This is a genomic window from Treponema endosymbiont of Eucomonympha sp. (assembly GCF_001028545.1).
The window spans coordinates 1-469 of record NZ_BBPW01000582.1 but is presented as its reverse complement, the minus strand read 5'-3'; the positions used below and the strand labels follow the sequence as shown (position 1 = coordinate 469).

At 53.1% G+C, this 469-nt stretch carries 1 protein-coding gene; it reads right to left on the bottom strand.

Going from position 1 to position 469, the window contains the following annotated elements; genetic code table 11:
* A partial coding sequence (locus tag AWU74_RS12205; RefSeq protein WP_238580267.1) for a hypothetical protein occupies nucleotides 1–469 on the bottom strand: 469 nt, incomplete at both ends.

The following is a 469-nucleotide window of genomic DNA, read 5'->3' as shown; positions in this document are numbered from 1 at the left end:
ATAGGGCGCGGCAAAAAAAGAGACATTCATGCCGGGCGGCTCGGTGATATAAAACAAACCCGAATCGTTTTCTTCGTTGTATACCGACTCCGGCGCGCTGTATGTGGTAATAACGAAGCGCAGCGGGTCGAGTGCAAAGCGCGGCTCAAGCAAAAAGAATATGTCGTCAACCGTTGTTTCCGGGTGCGGCGTATTGGTTGTCACCTTGCCGACCCAGAAATGGGGCACCGCCGCCTGCACCAAAACCGACTGGACATAACTGTTCCCCGCAAGAACGCTCAGCCCGCCGCGAAGTTCCCAGCCCCTGAGCAGTAAACGCTGTTGATTGCCGTCGTTGTTGGGTAAAGGTATTTTTTTTCTCGACAGCGTTTGTTTAGGAATTCCGAGTCCGAACGAAGCGTCAAACGAAACGAGCGGAAACACGCCCGCAGCCCGCACGTCAAAGTCGAGTTTCGTTATTTTCTCTGTT